18 protein-coding genes are annotated in these 20,685 nt (G+C 73.1%); 4 read left to right on the forward strand and 14 right to left on the reverse strand.

What is annotated here, in order from left to right; all coding sequences use genetic code 11:
• Nucleotides 1-50: 50 nt before the first annotated feature.
• Both QUY26_RS13025 and fdxA read right to left on the reverse strand, forming a co-directional pair.
• Complete coding sequence (locus tag QUY26_RS13025) at nucleotides 51-1,184, reverse strand: bifunctional succinyldiaminopimelate transaminase/glutamate-prephenate aminotransferase (protein WP_289946200.1); 1,134 nt, start codon at nucleotides 1,182-1,184, stop codon at nucleotides 51-53.
• 93 nt (nucleotides 1,185-1,277) lie between these two features.
• On the reverse strand, nucleotides 1,278-1,598 hold the full coding sequence (fdxA, locus tag QUY26_RS13030) for a ferredoxin (RefSeq protein ID WP_030359762.1): 321 nt from the start codon (nucleotides 1,596-1,598) through the stop codon (nucleotides 1,278-1,280).
• A 143-nt stretch (nucleotides 1,599-1,741) separates the two neighbouring features.
• Here fdxA and QUY26_RS13035 point away from each other — a divergent pair, with 143 nt between their 5' ends.
• From QUY26_RS13035 to QUY26_RS13045, 3 genes are all read left to right on the forward strand, one after another.
• Entirely contained in the window at nucleotides 1,742-2,788 is a 1,047-nt protein-coding gene (locus QUY26_RS13035) for a GNAT family N-acetyltransferase (RefSeq protein ID WP_289946203.1), read from the forward strand.
• A gap of 324 nt (nucleotides 2,789-3,112) precedes the next feature.
• Nucleotides 3,113-3,967, forward strand: a complete 855-nt coding sequence (locus QUY26_RS13040) for a transglutaminase-like domain-containing protein (protein ID WP_289946204.1) — start codon at nucleotides 3,113-3,115, stop codon at nucleotides 3,965-3,967.
• 175 nt (nucleotides 3,968-4,142) lie between these two features.
• Nucleotides 4,143-4,991, forward strand: coding sequence for a transglutaminase-like domain-containing protein (locus tag QUY26_RS13045; RefSeq protein ID WP_289946207.1), 849 nt, complete (start codon nucleotides 4,143-4,145; stop codon nucleotides 4,989-4,991).
• 227 nt (nucleotides 4,992-5,218) lie between these two features.
• Here QUY26_RS13045 and QUY26_RS13050 read toward each other — a convergent pair whose 3' ends face one another.
• The 8 genes from QUY26_RS13050 to QUY26_RS13085 all read right to left on the reverse strand — a co-directional run bounded on the left by QUY26_RS13050 (nucleotide 5,219) and on the right by QUY26_RS13085 (nucleotide 13,876).
• Entirely contained in the window at nucleotides 5,219-6,001 is a 783-nt protein-coding gene (locus QUY26_RS13050) for a response regulator transcription factor (protein WP_436840316.1), read from the reverse strand.
• The gene (locus QUY26_RS13055) at nucleotides 5,998-7,266 is read right to left on the reverse strand and encodes a sensor histidine kinase (protein WP_289955679.1); all 1,269 of its coding nucleotides are present in this window, start codon (nucleotides 7,264-7,266) and stop codon (nucleotides 5,998-6,000) included. Before QUY26_RS13055 ends, QUY26_RS13050 begins: the two co-directional genes overlap by 4 nt.
• Nucleotides 7,267-7,295: 29 nt before the next feature.
• Nucleotides 7,296-8,090: an ABC transporter permease gene (locus tag QUY26_RS13060; RefSeq protein ID WP_289955681.1), complete on the reverse strand. Its 795-nt coding sequence runs from the start codon at nucleotides 8,088-8,090 to the stop codon at nucleotides 7,296-7,298.
• Between the two features lie 143 nt (nucleotides 8,091-8,233).
• Nucleotides 8,234-9,217, reverse strand: a complete 984-nt coding sequence (locus QUY26_RS13065; protein ID WP_436840317.1) for an ABC transporter ATP-binding protein — start codon at nucleotides 9,215-9,217, stop codon at nucleotides 8,234-8,236.
• A gap of 238 nt (nucleotides 9,218-9,455) precedes the next feature.
• Nucleotides 9,456-11,795: a hypothetical protein gene (locus QUY26_RS13070; protein WP_289946211.1), complete on the reverse strand. Its 2,340-nt coding sequence runs from the start codon at nucleotides 11,793-11,795 to the stop codon at nucleotides 9,456-9,458.
• 140 nt (nucleotides 11,796-11,935) lie between these two features.
• Complete coding sequence (locus QUY26_RS13075) at nucleotides 11,936-12,289, reverse strand: DUF6113 family protein (RefSeq protein ID WP_436840504.1); 354 nt, start codon at nucleotides 12,287-12,289, stop codon at nucleotides 11,936-11,938.
• A gap of 284 nt (nucleotides 12,290-12,573) precedes the next feature.
• Entirely contained in the window at nucleotides 12,574-13,482 is a 909-nt protein-coding gene (gene mshB / locus QUY26_RS13080; RefSeq protein ID WP_289946213.1) for an N-acetyl-1-D-myo-inositol-2-amino-2-deoxy-alpha-D-glucopyranoside deacetylase, read from the reverse strand.
• Nucleotides 13,483-13,681: 199 nt separating this feature from the next.
• Entirely contained in the window at nucleotides 13,682-13,876 is a 195-nt protein-coding gene (locus QUY26_RS13085) for a hypothetical protein (RefSeq protein ID WP_030359751.1), read from the reverse strand.
• 211 nt (nucleotides 13,877-14,087) lie between these two features.
• On the opposite strand from QUY26_RS13085, the gene QUY26_RS13090 reads away from it, so the two are divergent.
• Complete coding sequence (locus QUY26_RS13090) at nucleotides 14,088-16,259, forward strand: S9 family peptidase (protein ID WP_289946216.1); 2,172 nt, start codon at nucleotides 14,088-14,090, stop codon at nucleotides 16,257-16,259.
• Nucleotides 16,260-16,666: 407 nt separating this feature from the next.
• Here the strand turns inward: QUY26_RS13090 and QUY26_RS13095 are convergent, their stop codons facing one another.
• Genes QUY26_RS13095 through QUY26_RS13110 form a run of 4 tightly spaced genes read right to left on the reverse strand, consistent with a single transcriptional unit; the run spans nucleotide 16,667 to nucleotide 20,679 of the window.
• Nucleotides 16,667-17,725, reverse strand: a complete 1,059-nt coding sequence (locus tag QUY26_RS13095; RefSeq protein WP_289955683.1) for an ABC transporter ATP-binding protein — start codon at nucleotides 17,723-17,725, stop codon at nucleotides 16,667-16,669.
• 1 nt (nucleotide 17,726) lies between these two features.
• A complete protein-coding gene (locus tag QUY26_RS13100; RefSeq protein ID WP_289946219.1) occupies nucleotides 17,727-18,770 on the reverse strand; it encodes an ABC transporter ATP-binding protein in 1,044 nt (347 codons plus the stop codon).
• Between the two features lie 6 nt (nucleotides 18,771-18,776).
• Nucleotides 18,777-19,763, reverse strand: a complete 987-nt coding sequence (locus QUY26_RS13105; protein ID WP_289946220.1) for an ABC transporter permease — start codon at nucleotides 19,761-19,763, stop codon at nucleotides 18,777-18,779.
• Entirely contained in the window at nucleotides 19,756-20,679 is a 924-nt protein-coding gene (locus QUY26_RS13110; protein ID WP_289946222.1) for an ABC transporter permease, read from the reverse strand. The genes QUY26_RS13105 and QUY26_RS13110 overlap by 8 nt, the downstream gene beginning before the upstream one ends.
• Nucleotides 20,680-20,685: the final 6 nt, after the last annotated feature.

Raw genomic sequence — 20,685 nt, forward strand, 5'->3', positions numbered from 1 at the left:
CTTCTTCGCGTCTTCGCGCTCCCGTGCCCCGGTCGCGGCCAGGACCGAGGTCAGCGCAGCCGCGCCACCGCCGCCGCCACCCGCTCGTCCGTCGCCGTCATGGCGACCCGGACGAAGTCGCGCCCGGCCTCGCCGTAGAAGTCGCCGGGGGCCACCAGGATGCCGAGGGAGGCGAGGTGGGCGACCGTGTCCCAGCACGACTCGTCGCGGGTGGCCCACAGGTACAGGCTCGCCTCGCTGTGCTCGATGCGGAAGCCGTGGCCGAGGAGGGCGTCGCGCAGGGCCGTGCGGCGGGCCGCGTACCGCTCGCGCTGCTCGTGGACGTGCGCGTCGTCGCCGAGGGCGGCCACCGCCGCCGCCTGCGTCGGGGCGGACGTCATCATCCCGCCGTGCTTGCGGATCTGGAGGAGGTCGCCGAGCACGTCGGCGTCACCGGCCAGGAACGCCGCCCGGTACCCGGCGAGGTTCGAGCGCTTGGACAGCGAGTGCACCGCGAGAAGGCCCTCGAAGGAGCCGCCGCACACGTCCGGGTGCAGGACCGACGTCGGCTCCGCCTCCCAGCCCAGTTCCAGGTAGCACTCGTCGCTCGCGACCAGCACTCCGTGCTCGCGCGCCCACGCCACGACACGCGTCAGTTCGTCCTTTGACAGGACACGGCCGGTCGGGTTCGAGGGCGAGTTGAGCCAGAGCAGCTTCAGGCCCGTCGGGTCCAGTTCCGTCGGGTCGGTGTACGTGACGTGCTCCGCGCGGGCCAGGCGCGCGCCGACCTCGTACGTGGGGTAGGCGAGCCGCGGGTAGGCGACCTTGTCTCCGGGGCCGAGGCCGAGCTGGGTCGGGAGCCAGGCCACGAGTTCCTTGGAGCCGACGATCGGGAGCACGTTGCGGTGCGTGGCGCCGCGCGCGCCGAGGCGGCGGGCGCACCAGCCGGTGATGGCGTCGCGCAGCTCCGCGGTGCCCCACACCGTGGGATAGCCCGGCGAGTCGGCGGCGTCGACGAGCGCCTTCTGGATCAGGTCGGGCACGGGGTCGACCGGGGTGCCCACGGACAGGTCGACGATGCCGTCTGGGTGGGCGGCCGCCGTCGCCTTGTAGGGCTCAAGCTTGTCCCAGGGGAAGTCGGGGAGGCGGTCGCGCAGCGACGCTCCACGGGCGGTGCCGGACGGGCGGTCGGTGGCTCCAGACACGGACAGGCTCCAGGGGTGTGTAGTTCGACAAACGCCCCGGTCCCGTACAGCGGAAAGAGCCGTACGGGACCGGGGCGGCGCTCGGGCGGCCGCTTACTGGTTCTGCGGCGGCAGCGCGGCGATGAAGGCGTGGTCGCGCTCGATCAGGCCGAGCTTGCTGGCACCACCGGGCGAGCCGAGGTCGTCGAAGAACTCGACGTTCGCCTTGTAGTAGTCCTGCCACTCTTCAGGAGTGTCGTCTTCGTAGAAGATCGCCTCGACCGGGCAGACCGGTTCGCAGGCTCCACAGTCGACGCATTCGTCCGGGTGGATGTACAAGGACCGCTTGCCCTCGTAAATGCAGTCGACCGGGCACTCCTCGATGCAGGCCTTGTCCTTGACGTCGACACAAGGCTGCGCGATGACGTAGGTCACGCTGTCGTTCCTCCTCGATACGGGCGTTGGCGGGCCGTCCTCAGGCTCCGCTCGCCTGGCGCGCGGGAGCGCGGCGTCGTCGATGCCCGCACCTAGTATCTCCGTTCCCGGGCATGATCCGAACAGGAGGGGCGTACAGAGCTGTGGAATTCACCGCAGGCGGACGGCTAGAGGTCCGAATTACCCCATCTGACGTGGGCAAACGTGTCTCTGTCCGACGCCTGGTCGAAGGTGGGGCACCGTCACAGGAGTTCACCGACACGGTGGGCGTTCTCACATCGTGGAATGACGGTGTGCTCGTGATCACACGTCGGGACGGGGAAATCGTCCGGATCGCGCAGCGGACGCTGGTCGCGGGCAAGACCGTGCCCGCCGCGCCCGCCCGCCGGCGCGGCCCCGCGGCCACGTACGAGGAGCTGGCGCGGGTCGCCGCGCGGGCCTGGCAGCCGGTGGAGAGCGAGCGGCTCGGCGACTGGGAGCTGCGGGCCGCCGTCCAGGAGGCATCTCCCGGAGAGGCCGCGGCCGGGCGCCGGAAGGGGTTCACGCGGCGCGCCAACTCCGTGCTGCCGCTGGGGGATCCGGGGCGCCCGCTCGACGAGGCCCTCGCCCATGTGCGGCGCTGGTACGCCGACCGGGGGCTGCCCGCGTACGTGCAGACCGCGACCGGGGGCGCGGGCACGCAGGAGCGGTTGTGCGCCGAACTCGTCGAGCGGGGCTGGGAGCGGGAGGTGAGCGCCGAGCTGCGGGTGGGCGCGCTCGCGCCGGTCGGGGACCTCGGCGTGGACACCGGGCACGTGGCGCTCTCGCGGTCGGTGGGCGCGGACTGGCTCGGCCGCTACCAGCGGTCCGGGGAGGTCGGGCCGCAGGTCCTGCGGGTGCTCGGCAGCGGCCCTTCGGTGTGGTTCGCGACCGTGCCCGGCGACGGGGGGCCGCCCGCGGCGATCGGGCGGTGCGTGGTCGACGGGCGGTGGGCCGGGTTCATGGCGGTCGAGGTGGATCCGGCGCGGCGCCGCGAGGGCCTCGCGACAGCCGTGATGGCGACCCTCGCGCGCCGGGCCCTGGCGGAGGGCGCGTCGGCCGCGTGGCTCCAGGTGGAGGAGGACAACGGCGGCGCGCGGGCGCTGTACGACGGGATGGGCTTCGCGACCCATCACCACTACCACCACTACCGGGAGCCGTCCGGATCGTGACTCGGGGTGCCCGCGCGAGCTGTCCCGAGTGACGGAAACGACCAAGACGCGGTCGGTCCGGACGACGGAGAGTGCGGACAGCGGTCGCGGGCATGAGCGGTGCGATATGGCCACTCACCGGTGGGGGCGACGCTTACGGCTAAGGTCCCCCGGGAATTTGCCTCACCGGCAACACGACGGGGGAAATCGCACGACCGTTCGATCACGGGCTCCAGGGGCGCCGCCGACCACGGCGCCCCGGCGACCGCACCACCGGCAACCGCACCACGGATGAACCCGACCGGAGAGTCCCACCGGTGCCAGACAGAAACGACAGAGGCACGGATGCGCGCACAGCCCGCGAAGTCCAGTGAATGGCGGCGCAGGTTCGCCGACGAGGCCAGGTCCGAGCGGCCCGACCTGTCCCTGCTGTGCCTGCTGCTGAGCGGGGAGGCGGACCCGGAGCTGGACGAGGCGGGCATCGACGCGGCGCAGGTCGAGCTGGACAAGCTCGCCGGGCAGCTGCCCTTTCGCCCCGGCGGGCCCCGCGCTTGGGCGGCCGCGACCGCCGAGCTCCTGGGCGGCCAGCACGGTTTCCACGGCAGCCCGCCGGACTACCAGCGCCTGGAGTCGTCCCTGCTCCACCAGGTCCTGCGGCACAGGCGCGGCCTGCCGATCCTGCTCTCCGTGGTCTGGATCGAGGTCGCACGGCGGGCCGGGGCGCCGGTGTACGGCGTGGCGCTGCCCGGCCACTTCGTCGTCGGCTTCGGCTCCCCCGACGCGTACGGCAAGCCGGGGCAGGTGCTCGCCGACCCGTTCAACGGCGGTCGGCTGCTGTCCACCGAGGACGCCGAGCAGCTGGTGGCGCAGGCCTCGGGCGGCAGACTGAACCCCTCGCTCCTGTCGGCGGCCGCCCCCCTGAACATCATGCTGCGCATCCTCAACAACATCCGCGCCTGGGCCGCCGCCCGCTCCGAACGCTCCCACGTGGCGCTGTGGGCCCTGGAGCTGTCCCTCCTGCTGCCCTCGCACCCGGCCAGGCTCCGCTACGAACGCGCCCAATTGCTCGTCGAGCGCGGCGACTTCCTCGCGGGCGCGCGGGACCTCGACGAGTACGCCGACGTGGTGGCGTCGATCGAGCCGACGACGGCGGACCGGGTGCGCCTGGAGGCGCGGGCGGCGCGGGCCAAGCTGAACTAGGAGCCGGCCGGGGGCGCGGTGCGGTCGGCGCCGGGGTCCGCCGAGCGTTCGTATACGCCGAGCGTCGGTATGCGCCGAGCGTTCGTATGCGATGACCTCAGGCGGTGTCCGTACGCGATGTGCTTGGCCCGCGCACGGACCGGTAGCGATCGGTCCGGGCGGGCACCACCGACGTATGCATCCCCGACCCGCCCGGACCACGCCGTGGCGCCGGGCCTTCGCAGCCGAGGCCAGGGCCGAGCGGCCCGACCTCGCGCGGCTGTGCCTGCTGATCGGCACGGAGGCCGACCCCGCCCTCGACGACCTGGGCATGGCGGCGGCGCGGCGGCGCCTGGACCGGCTCGCGGCCCTGCTGCCCGCCGGTCCCTGCTGCCCGCGCGCGTGGGCGGCCGCCGTCGGTGAACTCCTCGGCGTGCGCTGCGGGTTCGGCGGCCGCCCCGGCGACTACCAGCGCCTGGAGTCGTCGCTGCTCCACCAGGTCCTGCGGCGCGGGCGCGGCCTGCCGATCCTGCTCTCCGTCGTCTGGATCGAGGTCGCACGGCGGGCCGGGGCGCCCGTCCACGGCGTGGCCCTGCCCGGCCACTTCGTCGTCGGCTTCGGCCCGCACGACGCGTACGAGAGATGCGTACTGGCCAATCCCTTCGACGGCGGACGGGTCCTGAGCACCCTGGACGCGCAGCTGATGGTCGCCGGGGCCACCGGGGCACCGCTCGACCCCTCGATGCTGCGGCCCGCGGGCACGCTGGACATCGTGCGGCGCATCCTCAACAACGTCCGCGCCTGGGCCGCCGCCCGCCCCGAGCGCGCCGACGTCGCCCTGTGGGCCGTGGATCTCGCCCTGCTCCTGCCCGCGCACGAGGACCGGCTGCACTACGACCGGGCCCAGCTCCTCGTCCGGCTCGGCGACTTCCGCACCGGCGCCGCCGAACTCGACACCTACGCCGAGGCTCTGGCCGCCGACGACGCGGAGGCGGCGGACCGGGTGCGCAGACAGGCGAGCGCGGCGCGGGCGCGGCTCAACTGAGGGGATCGGCCGACCGGATCACCCGACGGGACCGACCCACCGGACCGACCGACGGGACCGACCGGATCAACCGACCGGATCAACCGACCGACAGGACCGACCGACAGGACCGACCGAGGGGACCGACCCACCGCATCGACCCACCGCGTCGACCGACCGCATCGACCGGTCGGCTCAACTGACCGCTCGGCGACGCCCTCGGCCGCTCTGACACGGCCCCCGGCCGCTCAGAGCCAGCCCTTCTCGCGGGCGATGCCGACCGCCTCCGCGCGATTGCGGGCCGCGAGCTTCTGGATGGCCGTCGACAGGTAGTTGCGGACCGTGCCCTGGGAAAGGTGCAGGGCGGCGGCCAGCTCGGCGTTCGTGGCGCCGTCGGCCGCGGCGCGCAGGATCTCGCGCTCGCGGTCCGTCAGCGGGTTGGCGCCCTCGGCCAGGGCGGCAGCGGCCAGCGTGGGGTCGATGACGCGCTCCCCCGCGAGGACCCGACGGACGGCGTCGGCGAGTTGGGCGGCGGGCGCGTCCTTGACCAGGAAGGCGACCGCCCCGGCCTCCATGGCGCTGCGCAGATAGCCGGGCCGCCCGAAGGTGGTGAGCACGACGACCTTCAGCTCCGGCAGGGCCGCCCGCAGCTCCGCCGCCGCCTCGATGCCGGTGCGGCCCGGCATCTCGATGTCCAGGAGCGCCACGTCCACGGCGTGGACACGGGCGGCGGCGAGGACCTCGTCGCCGCGGGCCGCCTGCGCGACCACCTCGATGTCCGGCTCCAGGCCGAGCAGCGCGGCGAGCGCCTCGCGGACCATCGACTGGTCCTCGGCGAGGAGGACGCGGATCGGGCGGTCGGCGCCGGGGGCGGTTTCGTTGCTGGATGCGGTGCCGTCGCCGGAGGCGGTGCCGCTGTCGGCGCGGGGCGCGCTGCCCGTCCCGGAAGCCCCGCCGGGCCCCGTGCCACCGTCGGCCCCGGTCGTGCTCTCTGCCCCCGTGGCCCCCACAGGCCCGTGCGTGCCGCTCATGCGGACGATCCTAGGGCGGTGGGCGCGGCGCCCTCCGCCGGGCCCGGCAGCAGCGGTACGCGAGCGGCGAGCCGGAACCCCGGCCGGTCGCCGCCGTGCCGCCGTCGCCCGCCGAACACCGAACCGGCCCCCGCGCCGGCCCTCTCCCCCGATGCCACGTCCAGCACCCCACCGACCGCGTCGAGCCGCTCCCTGAGCCCGGTGAGGCCGTTGCCGTGCCCGCTGCCGGACGGGAGTCCGGCGGCGCCCTCCGACGGCCCCACCCCGTCGTCCTCGACCGCCAGTTCCAGGACGGGCCCCGCGAGGGTCTGGCGGCGGGTCAGCGTGACCGCGCAGTGCTTGGCACCGCTGTGCCGTACGACGTTGGTGACCGCCTCCCGCAGCGCCCAGGCGAGCGCGGCCTCCCGCTCCTCGTCCGGGGCCGCGTCGCCGCCGGGGACCTCCAGGGGGACGTCGGCCTCGATGCCGGCGGCGGTGAGGGCCGTACGGGCCCCGGCGAGCTGCCCGGCCAGGGTGAGCCGCCGGTAGCCGGTGACGGCCTCGCGGACGTCCACCAGGGCCTGGCGGCTGACCTGTTCGATGTCGGCCACCTGCTGGGCCGCCTTGTCGGGGTGGTCGGGGAGCATGCGCCCGGCCAGCTCGCTCTTCAGGGTGATCAGGGACAGGGAGTGGCCGAGGAGGTCGTGCAGGTCCCGGGAGAGGCGCAGCCGCTCTTCGTTGGCGGCCAGTTGGGCGACCGTGGCGCGCGCCTGGCGCAGTTCGACGGTGGTGCGGATCAGCTGCCGCACGCCCGTCATCGCGAACCCGACGAGGAGCGTCGTGACGCCGAGGCCGGGGAACAGGTCGGCCGCGTCGGTCTCCCGCGTCCCGATCGCCATCATCGTGAGCGTGACCGCCGGGATGGCCCACACCGCCCGCCGCATCGGCAGGACCGCGCCCGCCGCCACCGCCACGTACACGAACAGGCCGAGCCAGGACGTCCCCATGCCCACGGCGAGGACCACCGCGAGGACGGCGAGGGCCGCGAGCGTCACGTACACCACGCCCCACTCCCGGATCCTCGTGGTGTACCGGAAGACCAGCGTCAGGTAGCAGCCGACGAACGCCGTCAGGCCCAGCGAGCCGAGGACGGTGGCGGTGACGCCGTGGCCGCCGTCGATCAGGTCCTTCACGGGCCCGGCGAGGAAGACCAGCCAGATGCCGATCCAGGCCAGCTTCACGCGGGCCTGGCGGCGGTCGAGGACGGGCTGCCCGAACGAGTGCATGGGGTGCCGGGCGGGGTCGAGTGGTTCGTTCACGCCTTCAGTGTGTCCTTTCGGTACAGCCAGGCCGCGCCGCCCGTGAACAGCAGGAAGTACGCGACGAGCAGCACGACGTCCCCGGCGTGGGGCGCGTCGCCCAGCTCGATGGCCCGGCCGAGGGCCGCGTACGCGTGGGTCGGCGTCCAGTCCGCGAGCGTCTGGAGCCAGTGCGGGAACGTGGTGGTCGGCATCCACAGGCCGCCGAGCAGGGACAGGCCGAAGTACAGGATCATCGTGATGGGCCGCACCGCGTCGCCCGTGGCGCTGTAGCCGATGGCCACGCCGAGCGCGGCGAAGCACAGGCTGCCCGCCCAGATCGCGCCGGTCAGGGCCAGCCACTGCCAGGCGTCCAGGCGCACGTCCTTGACCGTGGCGGCCGTCACGAACACCACGACGATCGACGGCAGGCTGACCACGGCCGCGCTCGCCGTCTTCGCGAGGACGTAGCCGCGTCCCGGCAGGCTGGTCAGCCTGAGCTGGCGCACCCAGCCGCTCTGCCGCTCCTTGGCGATGCGCTCGCTGTTGCCCATCAGGACGGCGGTGAGCGCGCCGAACGACGCCATCGACACCATCATGAACGCGGGCAGCGCGAGCCCGGTCCCGTCCACCTCGGTGGTGCTGTCGGCGCCGCCCGCGACGATCACGAAGAGCAGCGCCGGGTAGAGCACGGAGAAGAACAGGAACTTCTTGTTCCGCAGGGCGCGCCTGACCTCCAGGGTGACCAGGGCACCCGAGGTGAAGCGCGGGCCGCCCGAGGTACGGGCGTTCGGTGTGGCGTGCGTGGTCATGGGGCTCTCCTTCTCCGGGCCGCGCGGGTGGCTGTTCTTCTCCTGGCCGCGCGGGTGGCTCTTCTTCTCCGGGCCGCGTGGGTGGCTGTTCTTCTCCGCACCGCGCACGCGGGCCGCTTCGTCGATCGCTCCGCCCGTCCCGCTCACGCCGACCTCGCCTCTTCCGCCGCCGTGATCGCGACGAAGGCCTGCTCCAGGCCGAGGCCCGCGACCTCCAGGTTGCGCGGGTGGACGCCGAGGCCGTACAGCGCGTACACGGTGGCGTCGGCGTCGGTCGACTGGAGCCGGACCGTGGGGCCCGAGATGTCGAGCGCCGACAGGAACGGCAGCTCCCGCAGCCGCTGTTCGACGGCCGCCGCCCCGTCCGCGCGCAGCTCGTCCAGGTCGAAGCTGACCTTGCGGGCGCCCGCCCTGGCCTTGATCTCGGCGGCCGTGCCGTCCGCGAGGAGCCGGCCGCGGTGCAGCACCAGGACGCGGTCGGCGATCGCGTCGGCCTCCTCCAGGTAGTGCGTGGCGAAGAGGACGGCGCGGCCCTGGTCGGCCTGCTCGCGCATGGTCGCCCAGAAGGCCTGGCGCGCCGTGACGTCCATGCCGGTCGTCGGCTCGTCGAGGACGATCAGGTCGTTGGCCCCTGCGGTGGCGAGGGCGAACCGGACGCGCTGCTCCTGGCCGCCGGAGAGCTTGTTGACGCGGCGGTCGGCGATCTGGGCGATCCCGGCCGCGGCGAGGACGTCGGGCACCCGGTACGGCCGCGGGTGCAGGTCGCAGGCCAGCCGCACCAGTTCGCCGACGGTGACCTCGTCCATCAGTCCACCGCTCTGCAGCATCGCGCCGACCCGCCCCGCGGTGATCGCCTCGCGCGGTCCGGTGCCGAACACGCTCACCGTGCCGCTGTCCGGGCGCCGCAAGCCGAGGAGCAGGTCGAGCGTGGACGACTTGCCCGCGCCGTTCGGCCCGAGCAGCGCCACGGTCTCGCCCGGGTGCAGGTCGAGGCTGAGCCCGTCCACAGCCACCACGTCGCCGTACGCCTTGGTCACCCGGTCGAAGCTCACCGCGCTCGTGGTGCCCGCGATGGCTCCCGCAGCCGTGCCCCGGGCCGTGCCCGCCGTTGTCTCTGTCGTCGTCATGTGCACCATCTTCGCTGGTCACAGCGGTACAGCGGCAGTGTCGTGTGTGACCGGACCGGGATGACAGTTGTCATGCCGTACGGGTGACAGAGCGGGGTGACGACCGCCGCCACGCCGACCCGCTGACCAGCCGGCCGACCGGCGGTCCGACTGGTCGGCGGTCTGGCGGTCCGGCGGGCCGGGGAACGCGAACGGGCGGGGCGCCTCTCGGCACCCCGCCCGTTCCGGTCCGGCTCGGTCAGCTCGGATTCGTCTCGATCACACCCACCCGCTCCGCGGGCGTCTTGCCCCGGAGCGCCTTGCCCATGGCGACGGCGACGTCCGTCGGCTGGACCGGCGTCTTCTTGCCGTTGCCGCGCTGGATCATGATGCCGTCGAACGTGTTGCCGTAGAGCTGCTTGAGCGCCTTGAGGTCGTACGTCTCCGTGAGCCTGCCGCTGCTCGCGGGCTTCGCGCCGAGGATCTGCGGCAGCGACTTCGCGGGGCCGAGCGGGATCGACGCGCTGGTGCCCTTGACGGTGATAGTGACGTTGGCGGACATGGCGGGCTTCGCGAACCGCGTCATGAACGCGTCGACCTCGGCGTTCGAGACCGTGGGCTTGCGGTCGGTGACCGGCACCGCCACCGTGCCCGCGCTGCCCGTCTCGACCTGCTTCTTGTACGCCTCGGCGACGGCGTCGGACGCCTTGGCGGCGTCGATGCCCTTGCCCGCCTTGCCGTAGACGGCGACGGCCTTGCCGGGCACGAACTTGACGGTGCCCTCCTTGGCCGAGCCCGAGCCGCCCGCCGCGCGCTCCAGGGCGGCCGCGAGCTTCTCCTCGTCGACGGGCATCTCGGGCTCGACGACGCGCTCGCCGCCGAAGAGACCGCCGATCACCGACACCGGGTTGTAGTCGCTGCCCGCGGCGGCGCGCACGGTGGCCTGGCTGTCGAGGGTGAGACCCGCCTGGTCCGGCTTGAGGGTGACCTGGTCGCCGCCCACCGTCAGCTTCAGGGGCTTGTTGACGCGCTCGCCGAGCGCCGCGTCGAGCTTCTTCACGGCCTCGTCGCGGGTGCCGCCGCCGATGTCGACACCGAGGACGGTGGTGCCCTTCGGTACGTCGGCGTGGTTCATCAACAGACCCGCGCCGTACGCCCCGCAGCCGAGGACGACGACCACGCCGCCGAGCAGGACGAGCTTGCTGCGGCCCTTTTTCTTCTTCTTGGCCGCGGGCGCCGCAGGGACGTTCGGCTGCACCGGCTCGGGCAGCTTCGGCGGCGTGTGCGGCACCGGCTCGTCGAGCCCGCCGGGCGCGAACGGCGAGTTCTGCGCGGGCGGGACGACGGGGATGCCGCTGTTCAGCGTGTCGCCGGAGACGTTGCCGCCGGGGCCGCCGGGCACACCCGCGCCGGGCGCGCCGGAGGCGGGCGGACGGGGGCCGCCGGAGGCGGGCTTCTGCGGCGTGAGGATGGCGGTGTCGTCGCTGAGGCGAGGCGTGACGGGGGCGCCGGGGCCGTTGGGGGCGGGGGGAGTGTCGGGGCCACCGGGGCCGTTGGGGTCACCGGGGCCGCCCGGACCACCGGGGCCACCTGGACCGCCGGGACCGCCCGGGCCACCTGGACCGCCCGAGCCGTCGCCCCGCGGGCCGCCGTCGGGGAAGGCGTCGGAGCCCGAGCCGTAGCCCGCGCTGCCGTAGAGGTTGGTGCCGTTCGGATAGCCGCCGAGGCCGGGGCCGGGTCCTGGCGGCAGCATGGGGCCGTCGCCGGTCACCGGCCCGCCGGTCGGCCCGGCCGGATCCTGGCCGGAGGCCTCGTACTCGCCCTCGGCGCCGGAGAAGTACGGCAGGTCCGCGCGCTGCCCGTCGCCGCCGCGCGGCCCGCCCGACCCGAGCGGCCCCGCCGCGACGGCGCCGGACACGTCGTACGCGCCCGTACCGGAGCCGGAGCCCGGACCACCGGAACCGGACGAGCCGGCGCCAGAACCGGAACCGGAACCGGAACCGGACGAGCCGAAACCGGAACCGGAACCGGAGGAAGACGTGCCGGAGGACCCCGAAGCACCCGGGCCGCCCTTCGCGGGGCTCTTGCGCGGCGCGAACCAGTCACTGGCCTTCTCGTCGCCGTCCTCGGCGCCCGCGGCTCCCTGGGGCGCGGCCGCGCCTCCGGAGGAGGCCGTACCGGCGGCAGGGGAGGCCGCCGTGGCGGCGGAAGCGGAGGATGCCCCGAGGGCGGAGGGGCCCGACAGACCCGTCGCGCCCGCGCCACTGAGGGCGCTCGTACCCGACTCCGCGCTCCCGGCTCCGTCCGCACGCCGGTCGTCCGCGCTTCTGTCACCGTCGGTGTCACCGACGGGCGTGCGCATGACGACCGGGGGGATCGGCCGCGAACCGGGGATGTTGATCCGGATGCGGGTGGTCAGCGTGGTCTCGGTCTTGGGTCCGTCGTTCCGCTCGCCGCCGGCCGCCTGGCCGGCGCCGTCCGGACCGCCCTCGGGCGCGGCGCCCTGTGCGGGCGAGCCGTACGGCGGCGTGCCCGACGGGTACGCGGCGCCCGTGCGGCCCTGGGGACCGGAGGACGAACTGTCAGTTTCACGACTCAAGGCAGGTTCTCCTGGTTGGCTCCACCGCCCGTTTCGACCACTCGGGCGGCTCGGCGGCGCGCACCACCATACTGGCCGCCGCCCACAGTCATCCCGTGACCGGCGTCAAACCCGTGCGGGACACGGGCTCAAGTGGTACGTCACTTGCCAAGTCGGGCGTCGGACGCGCCCGGTTGCGGTGACTGCCCGAGGGTGGCACACATCACAGCCACCCCCATACCGCCCAGCAGGAAGGCATACGATCCGAGGCCCGCGCCGAACACGAAGTCGCCCTCCGGCCGCGTCGCGGTGAGCAGCATGACGGCGACGAGCCAGCCCGCCGCGGGCGCGACGGCGCCGCCCCGGGTGCCGGTGGCGCGCGAGCCGCCGTAGAAGGCACCGGCACAACCGGCGAGCGCGAGCAGCAATCCGCCCGGGAACCACGCCGGTTGGGCGAGTGCGCCCGCCACCCCGACGACCGCGCCGAGCAGGAAGAGCCCGGCGTACGCCACCAGGCGCACGATGTTCAGCGGCTGCGCGAGGAAGCTTCCGGGCGCCGCGGCGTTGGCCGGGGCGCCCGAGCCACGCGACTTCGCCGCGGACGAGGAGCCCGAACCCGAAGCACCCTTGGAACCCGAAGCACCCCGGGAACCCGAAGCACCCTTGGGGCCCGAAGCGCCCTTGGAACCCGACGACCCCGACGACCCCGACGAGGGAGTCCGAGGGGACGAAGAAGGCGAAGGGGACGAGGACGAGGAGGAAGAGGAAGAAGAGGAGGAAGAAGCCCTCGACCGCGCGCTCACTTCGCTCCCTCCGTCACGCCGATCCCCGCGAACAGATCCGTCTCGCGTCCGCCGTCCACCGTGACCGCCTCGCCTCTCACCAGTTCGTAGTACTCCACGTCGAAGATCGGCTGCGCCAGGCCGTTGGACAGGGCGAACAGCGGCTCGTGGACCTCGATCTGGGTCGCGTGGGCGCGCATCGCCGCCGCCTTGGCCGCCCCGAAGGCGCGTCCGTCGATCTCCGTCGTGATGCGCTCGTCGTCGGTCACGCCCGGCACGTCGGCCACCGTGGCGACGGCGGTGAACGGGGACGCGGGCAGCTCGTCCGGGAGCCGCAGGAAGCGCTCCTCGACGGTGGAGCGGGGGGCTCGGTTCCAGTAGACCTTGGCGACGGTGTGCGCCTCGCCGAGGTCGGCACGGAAGGCGGGCTCGGCCGCGAGGTCGACGGCGCGCATGGCGACGCGGTGGGCCTGGATGTGGTCGGGGTGGCCGTAGCCGCCGTCGGGGTCGTAGGTGACGAGCACCTGCGGGCGCAGTTCGCGGATCACCTCGACGAGGTGGGCCGCCGCCTCGTCGACGTCGGCGGCCCAGAAGGCGCCGGGGCGGCGGTTCTGCTCGGTGCCCATCATCCCGGAGTCGCGATAGCGGCCGGCGCCGCCGAGGAAGCGGTGGTCGGCGACGCCGACCTCCTTCATCGCGGCGGCGACCTCACCCACGCGGTGGGCGCCGAGCGTGTCCTCGCGGTCGGCGGTCAGATGGGCGAGCGCGGGCGGGATGACCTCGCCCTCCTCGCCGAGCGTGCAGGTCACCACCGTGACGCGGGCGCCCCCGGCCGCGTACTTGGCCATGGTCGCGCCATTGTTGATCGACTCGTCGTCGGGGTGCGCGTGCACGAGCAGCAGGCGCCGGGCGGGCTGTTCCGTCATGGGAACAGCCTACGAGCCCGGAGCACGCCCGCCGCGGGGTCGCGAGCCCCCCGCGCGCGCTCACCTCTCCCGCGCCCTGCCCTCGGGCCCCCTCGACCCGATTCGCCCCCTTTGTCGCACTCTGGCCCGCCGGGCCCCTGTCCCCCCGCTCCCCTCGCCAGGCCGAGTCCGGCCGCGGCGGCCCGTACCGCGGGCGTCGTCAGAACTTGATGTCCTCGATGACCCCCGCGAGGTTCGTCGACAGCTCATCGATGGTCGGTGCGAGCGACGAACTCGCCAGATAGAAGCCGAGCAGCGCGCAGACGATCGCGTGGATCGTCTTGAGCCCCTGTTTCCGCACCAGCATGACCACGATGATCGCCAGCAGCAGCACCACCGAAACCGAGAGTGCCACGGCGGTTCACCTCCCATTCCCATCACGCGACAACGTTCCGACCGGCTGCCCCGAGCCGCCTCGGGACCGCCCCCTGCGTCCGGCCGACAGGACCCAACTCGCCGTGCCAGCAAGGTCATACCCACCAAGCGCTACGGATCATAACTATGTGTCGAGCCACATGAGTCGGAGCACCGCAGCACAAGGGGCGCATGAGCCATAGGCTCGGGGAATGACCATCGAGACCCCGGAAACCGACGGGCCCCAGGACGGTGCCGCGCAGCGGCTTTCCTTCCCACGCCGGCACGCCCGCACGCAGCGCTTCTCCCTGGGCGCGCCGCGCGCCTTCACCGTGGCTCCCGACGGCTCCCGCGTCGTCTTCGTGCGCTCCGCGTCCGGCACGGACCGGTCGGGCGCGCTCTGGGTCCTCGACCTGGCGGACGACGGCGGCGAGCGGATCGCGGCCGACCCGCGGGCGCTGCTCGACGGCTCGGCGGAGCGGCTCTCGGCGGCGGAGCGGGCGCGGCGCGAGCGCAGCCGCGAGGGCGGCTCCGGCATCGTCGGGTACGCCACCGACGCGGCCGTGGAGCTCGCCGCCTTCGCCCTGTCGGGCCGCCTCTTCGTCGCGGAGCTGCGGGCGGGCACCGCTCGCGAACTGCCCGCCCCCGCCCCGGTGATCGACCCGCGGCCCTCGCCGGACGGACGGCACATCGCGTACGTGTCCGGGGGCGCCCTGCGCGTCACGGGCGCCGACGGCCAGGGCGACAGGGCGCTCGCGGCGCCGGACGCGGTCGAGGCGGACACGGTGACGTACGGGCTCGCGGAGTTCATCGCGGCCGAGGAGATGGACCGCCACCGCGGCTTCTGGTGGTCGCCCGAGTCCGACCGGCTCCTGGTCGCGCGGGTCGACGAGGCGCCCGTGCGGCGCTGGTGGATCGCCGACCCCGCGCACCCGGACCGGGAGCCGGTGTCGGTCGCCTATCCGGCGGCGGGCACCGACAACGCGGACGTGCGGCTCTTCGTGGTCGGCCTGGACGGGGTGCGCACCGAGGTCGCGTGGGACCGGGCCCGCTATCCGTACCTGGCGCGGGTGCACTGGTCGTCGGACGGGGCGCCGCTGCTCCTGGTGCAGGCCCGCGACCAGCGCAGCGCCCTGTACCTCGCGGTGGACCCCGACAACGGCTCCACGCGGATGGTGCACGCCGACGAGGACGCGGACTGGCTCGAACTCTTCCCCGGTTCGCCCTCCTGGTCGCCCAGCGGGCGGCTCGTGCGGATCGCCGACGAGGCCGGCGCGCGGGTGCTCGCCTGGGGCGAGCGGCCGCTGACGGGCCCTCAGCTGCATGTGCGCGCCGTGCTCGACGTGACCGAGGACTCCGCGCTGATCTCGGCGTCCGCGGGTCCGGGCGCCGCCGATCCGGAGATCGGCGAGGTGCATGTCTACCGCGTCAACGAGCTCGGCGTGGAGCGGGTCTCGCAGGAGCCCGGGGTGCACTCGGCGGTCCGCGCGGGCGATGTCACCGTGCTGGTTTCGGCCACTCTCGACCGTCCCGGCTCACGGGTGTCCGTGCTGCGCGACGGCAAGCAGGTGGCGACCGTCGCCTCGCACGCCCAGCGCCCGGGGCTCACCCCGCGCGTGACGCTCGTCGAAGGGGGCGCTCGGCGGATTCCGTGCGCCGTGTTGCTCCCCACTGGGTACGACCCGGCGGACGGGCCGCTTCCCGTACTCATGGATCCGTACGGCGGTCCGCACGGGCAGCGTGTGATGAGGGCCCACAACGTCTACCTCACCTCGCAGTGGTTCGCCGACCAGGGCTTCGCCGTCGTCGTCGCCGACGGGCGCGGGACGCCGGGACGTTCGCCCGCCTGGGAGAAGTCCGTCAAGGGTGACCTCACGCGCACCCTCGACGACCAGGTCGAGGCGCTGCACGCGCTCGCCGAACGCTTTCCCCTCGACCTCGGGCGGGTCGCCATGCGCGGCTGGTCCTTCGGCGGCTATCTCTCCGCCATGGCCGTCCTGCGCCGGCCCGACGTCTTCCACGCCGCCGTCGCCGGGGCGCCCGTCACCGATCTCCGCCTCTACGACACCCATTACCAGGAGCGCTACCTCGACGACCCCCGGACCTCGCCCGAGGCCTACCGCAACAGCTCCCTCGTCTCCGACGACGGGCTCGTCGACCCCGGGGAGCCGCACCGGCCGATGCTCATCATTCACGGGCTCGCCGACGACAACGTGGTCGTGGCGCACTCCCTGCGGCTGTCCTCGGCGCTGCTCGCCGCCGGGCGGCCGCACGAGGTCCTGCCCCTCTCCGGAGTCACCCACATGACCCCCCAGGAGCAAGTGGCCGAGAACCTCCTCCTGCTCCAGGTCGACTTCCTGAAGCGCGCCCTGTCCCTCCCTTAATCGCCCGTACCGCACGGCGACCGGCCGGGGTGACATGGCGCACCCCGGCCGGTCCAACGGCACCCGCACGGCCGTACCCCCACACCTTGCCCGCCCGATGTCTCCCCCACGGGTCGACGGGGTTGCCCGAATGTTTCCTGCTCCCCCACCCCGCCCCTTCCCGAAACCGGGGCTGCGCCCCTGGACCCCGGGGGTGGGTGTCCCCTTCGGGTGGCCGGGGGCGCCGCCGATCGGCCTGCGGCCTCGTCCTCAAACGCCGGACGGGCTGAGATGTGCCGGGCTGTTGACCGGATGGTGCAAGTTCGGGCGGGTGGGTGGGAGAAAGCCCGTCCGGCGCTTGAGGCGAGCGCGAAGCGCGATCGGCGGCGCCCCCGTCCCACCCGCACGGGACGTCCCGCGAGCGCCGCTCACGGCACCACGTGCTTCTCCTCCGCGAAGTGGCAGGCCGAGTCATGCGCCGCGGGCCCCGCAACCCCCCGGAACTCCGCCGGAACGGCGAGCGCGGGCACCTCCAGGGCGCACCGCTCCTGCGCCTTCCAGCACCGGGTCCGGAACCGGCACCCGGAAGGGGGATTGGCGGGCGACGGCACGTCCCCGCTCAGGATGATCCGCTCGCGGTGCTCCCGGGCGTCCGGATCGGGTACGGGCACGGCGGACAGCAGGGCCTGCGTGTAGGGATGCGTCGGATGTTCGTAGATCTCGGAGTCGGTCCCGGTCTCGACGATCCGCCCGAGGTACATGACCCCGACGCGGTCGGAGATGTGCCGCACGATGGACAGGTCGTGGGCGATGAACACGTACGAGAGGTGGAAATCGCTCTGCAGGCGGTCCAGGAGGTTGACGACCTGGGCCTGGACGGAGACGTCGAGCGCGGAGACGGGCTCGTCGGCGACGATGATCTCGGGCCGCAGGGCGAGCCCGCGGGCGATGCCGATGCGCTGCCGCTGCCCGCCGGAGAACTGGTGGGGGTAGCGGTTGATGTACTCGGGGTTGAGCCCGACGACGTCGAGGAGTTCCTGGACCTTGGCGCGGCGCGACCCCTTGGGGGCGACCTCGGGGTGGATCTCGTACGGCTCCCCGATGATGTCGCCGACGGTCATGCGGGGGTTCAGGGACGTGTAGGGGTCCTGGAAGACCATCTGGATGTTGCGGCGGACGGCCTTGAGGGCTCGTCCCGACAGCTTGGTGATGTCCTCGCCCTTGTACTGGATCTCGCCGGCGGTGGGACGCTCCAGGTTGACGAGCATCTTGGCGACGGTGGACTTCCCGCAGCCGGACTCCCCGACGATGCCGAGGGTCTCCCCGGCGGAGAGTTCGAAGTCGACGCCGTCGACGGCCTTGACGGCGCCGATCTGCCGTTTGATGAGGATGCCCTGCGTGAGCGGGTAGTGCTTGACGAGCCCGCGGACCCGGAGGAGCGGCTCGGTCGTGACCGGCTTCTCGGCCGCGTCCGCCGTCTTGGCCATGTCAGCCACGGAGGGTCTCCTTCCAGAAGTGGCAGGCGCTGTGCCGCTCAGCGGTGAGTCCCTCGTACGTGACCCTGGCGAGCGGCGGGACGTCGGTGCGGCACACGTCCTGGGCCATCGGGCAGCGCGGGTTGAAGGCGCAGCCGGGCGGGATGTTCATGAGGTTGGGCGGCAGGCCCTTGATGGCGAAGAGGTCCTGGCCCTTCTGGTCGAGGCGCGGGATGGATTCGAGCAGGCCCTTGGTGTACGGGTGCGCGGGGGCCTTGTAGATCTCGTGGACGGGGGCCTTCTCGACGATCCGGCCCGCGTACATGACGGCGATGGTGTCGGCGACGTCGGCGACCACGCCGAGGTCGTGGGTGATCAGGATGAGGCCCATGTTCAGCTCGCGCTGGAGCTCGGCGAGGAGCTCCATGACCTGGGCCTGGACGGTGACGTCGAGGGCGGTCGTGGGTTCGTCGGCGATGATCAGGGAGGGTTCGAGCGCCATCGCCATGGCGATCATGATGCGCTGGCGCATGCCGCCGCTGAACTGGTGCGGGTACTGGGTGACGCGTTCCTTGGCGGCGGGGATGCGGACCCGGTCCATCAGCTCGACGGCCTTGGCGCGGGCGTCCTTGCGGGACATCCCCCGGTGCACGATGAACATCTCGCCGAGCTGGTCGCCGACGCTGAGCACCGGGTTCAGGGAGCTGAGGGCGTCCTGGAAGATCATGGCCATGCCCGCGCCGCGGATCCTGCGCCGCTCCTCCTCCTTGAGCTTCAGCAGGTCCTGGCCCTGGAAGAGGATCTCGCCTGAGGTGATGCGTCCCGGCGGGATGTCGAGGATGCCCATGACGGCCTGGGCGGTGACGGACTTGCCGGAGCCGGACTCGCCGAGCACGGCCAGGGTCTCGCCCGCGTCCACGGCGTAGTCGACGCCGTTGACGGCCTTGGCGACGCCGTCGCGGGTCCTGAACTCCACGTGCAGGTCGCGGACTTCGAGCAGCTTGGATGCCGGGTCGGATGCGGTGCCGGTTGCCGTGTTGGATGCCGTGGTCGCCATGGGCGCCTACCTCAGCTTCGGGTCGAGGGCGTCGCGCACCGCGTCGCCGAGCATGATGAACGCGAGCACGGTCACCGCGAGGGCGCCCGCGGGCCAGAGCAGCATGTGCGGGGCGTTGCGGATGTACGGGGAGGCGGCGGAGATGTCGATGCCCCAGCTCACCGTGGGGGGCTTCAGGCCGACGCCCAGGTAGGACAGCGTCGCTTCCAGGGCGATGTAGGTGCCGAGGGCGATGGTCGCGACGACGATGACCGGGGCGACGGCGTTGGGCGTGATGTGCCGCAGGAGCATCCGCGAGTTGGAGGCGCCGAGGGCGCGGGCGGCCTGGACGTAGTCGTTCTGTTTGGCGGTGATGACGGAGCCGCGGGCGATGCGGGAGATCTGCGGCCAGCCGAGCAGGACCATGAAGCCGATCACGGGCCAGACGGTGTTGCTGGTGACGACGGAGAGCAGCACCAGGCCGCCGAGGACGACGGGGATCGCGAAGAAGACGTCGGTGATGCGGGAGAGGATCGCGTCCCACACCCCGCCGAAGAACCCGGCGAGCCCGCCGAGCACGCTGCCCAGGACTGCGACGCCGAGAGTGGCGCACACGCCGACGGTGACGGAGGCGCGGGCGCCGTAGACGGTGCGCGTGTAGACGTCGCAGCCCTGGCCGTTGAAGCCGAAGGGGTGGCCGGGCGAGGAGCCCTTCTGGGCGTTGGCGAGGTCGCAGTCAAGCGGGTCGCCGGAGGCGATCACGGAGGGCCACAGCGAGATGAAGACCAGGAAGAGGATGATCAGGCCCGAGAGCAGGAAGACCGGGTTGCGGCGCAGGTCGCGCCAGGCGTCGGACCACAGGCTGCGGGCGGGCGCGGCGGCTCCGCTGCCGCCGGGCCCGCCCTCGGGGCCGCCCGGGGCCAGCGTCGTCGCCTCACTCGCCGCGAGGTCCATCGCGCCGCCCGCACCGGTCCCTGCGATGGCGCCCTCGGCGGGCTCATGGGGTTCAGGCATAGCGGATCCTCGGGTCGAGTACGGCGTACAACAGGTCGACGATCAGGTTCGCCAGCAGGAAGACGAGGACGAGCACCGTCACGAACCCGACGACGGTCTGGGTGCTCTGCCGCAGGATCCCCTGGTAGAGCTGGAAGCCGACGCCGTGGATGTTGAAGATCCGCTCGGTGACGATGGCGCCGCCCATGAGCGCGCCCACGTCCGTGCCGATGAAGGTGACCACCGGGATCAGGGAGTTGCGCAGCAGGTGCCGGGTGATCACACGCCGCCGCGGCAGCCCCTTCGCCACGGCCGTGCGGACGTAGTCGGCACGGCGGTTCTCGGCGATGGAGGTGCGGGTGAGGCGGGTGACGTACGCCAGGGAGACGGACGCGAGCACGAGTCCCGGCACGATCAGCTCGTCGACGGTCGCCTCGGTCGACACGGACGGTTTGATGACGCCCCACTCGACGCCGAGCAGCAGCTGGAGGAGCAGACCGGTGACGAACGTGGGGATGGAGATGACCACGAGCGTCAGGAGCAGCACGACCGTGTCGACGGGCTTGCCGCGCCGCAGGCCGGTGAGGACGCCCAGCGAGATGCCGATGACGATCTCGAAGACGACGGCGACGAGGGTGAGCCTGAGGGTCACGGGGAACGCCGACGACATCAGCTCGGTGACCTTCTGGCCGTTGAAGGCGGTGCCGAAGTCTCCGGTGAAGACGTTGCCCATGTACGTCGCGTATTGCTGCCACACGGGCTTGTCGAGGCCGAACTCCTTCTTCAGCTGGGCGGCCGTCGCGGGGTCGCACTTGCGGTCGCCGCAGAGGCCCGCGATGGGGTCGCCCATCACGTTGACCATCAGGAAGATCAGCAGGGTGGCGCCGAAGAAGACCGGGATCATCTGCAGCAGACGCCGGATCACATAACGACCCATGGGGCT

Origin of the sequence: Streptomyces flavofungini, assembly GCF_030388665.1 — a bacterium.
In the GTDB taxonomy this organism is placed as follows: Bacteria; Actinomycetota; Actinomycetes; order Streptomycetales; family Streptomycetaceae; genus Streptomyces; species Streptomyces flavofungini_A.

Excerpts from the sequence above, each read along its gene's own strand:
- QUY26_RS13105 (WP_289946220.1), bottom strand. The coding sequence starts at position 19,763 with ATGCCTGAACCCCATGAGCCCGCCGAGGGCGCCATCGCAGGGACCGGT.
- mshB (WP_289946213.1), bottom strand. The coding sequence starts at position 13,482 with ATGACGGAACAGCCCGCCCGGCGCCTGCTGCTCGTGCACGCGCACCCC.
- QUY26_RS13095 (WP_289955683.1), bottom strand. The coding sequence starts at position 17,725 with ATGGCCAAGACGGCGGACGCGGCCGAGAAGCCGGTCACGACCGAGCCG.
- QUY26_RS13045 (WP_289946207.1), top strand. The coding sequence starts at position 4,143 with ATGCATCCCCGACCCGCCCGGACCACGCCGTGGCGCCGGGCCTTCGCA.
- QUY26_RS13100 (WP_289946219.1), bottom strand. The coding sequence starts at position 18,770 with ATGGCGACCACGGCATCCAACACGGCAACCGGCACCGCATCCGACCCG.
- QUY26_RS13110 (WP_289946222.1), bottom strand. The coding sequence starts at position 20,679 with ATGGGTCGTTATGTGATCCGGCGTCTGCTGCAGATGATCCCGGTCTTC.
- QUY26_RS13055 (WP_289955679.1), bottom strand. The coding sequence starts at position 7,266 with ATGCACTCGTTCGGGCAGCCCGTCCTCGACCGCCGCCAGGCCCGCGTG.
- QUY26_RS13050 (WP_436840316.1), bottom strand. The coding sequence starts at position 6,001 with ATGAGCGGCACGCACGGGCCTGTGGGGGCCACGGGGGCAGAGAGCACG.
- QUY26_RS13065 (WP_436840317.1), bottom strand. The coding sequence starts at position 9,217 with ATGACGACGACAGAGACAACGGCGGGCACGGCCCGGGGCACGGCTGCG.
- QUY26_RS13090 (WP_289946216.1), top strand. The coding sequence starts at position 14,088 with ATGACCATCGAGACCCCGGAAACCGACGGGCCCCAGGACGGTGCCGCG.
- QUY26_RS13060 (WP_289955681.1), bottom strand. The coding sequence starts at position 8,090 with ATGACCACGCACGCCACACCGAACGCCCGTACCTCGGGCGGCCCGCGC.
- QUY26_RS13040 (WP_289946204.1), top strand. The coding sequence starts at position 3,113 with ATGCGCGCACAGCCCGCGAAGTCCAGTGAATGGCGGCGCAGGTTCGCC.